The 255-nt window shown below is 46.7% G+C and carries 1 protein-coding gene; it reads right to left on the bottom strand.

Going from position 1 to position 255, the window contains the following annotated elements; genetic code table 11:
- Nucleotides 1–255, bottom strand: a 255-nt coding sequence (locus tag CD128_RS11150) for a hypothetical protein (protein ID WP_231917326.1), incomplete at both ends; no start/stop codon positions are given.

Raw genomic sequence — 255 nt, 5'->3', positions numbered from 1 at the left:
TGCTTTCTGAGTCGCTTGTACTTACTGACTCTGAACCACTCTCACTTGTTGATGCTGACTCACTGTCTGATGTACTTGCACTTGCTGAGTCTGAAAGACTCTCACTTTCTGATCCTGATGTGCTTTCTGAGTCACTTGTACTTACCGACTCTGAGTCACCTCCACTCGTTGATGCTGACTCACTATCTGATGTGCTTGCGCTTGCTGACTCTGAGTCACTTTCACTCGTTGATGCTGAGTCACTATCTGATGTGC

The sequence above is a fragment of the Staphylococcus croceilyticus genome (genome assembly GCF_002902575.1).
In the GTDB taxonomy this organism is placed as follows: domain Bacteria; phylum Bacillota; class Bacilli; order Staphylococcales; family Staphylococcaceae; genus Staphylococcus; species Staphylococcus croceilyticus.
Note: the sequence above shows the minus strand (reverse complement) of the source record. Positions and strands in the feature narration are given on the sequence as shown.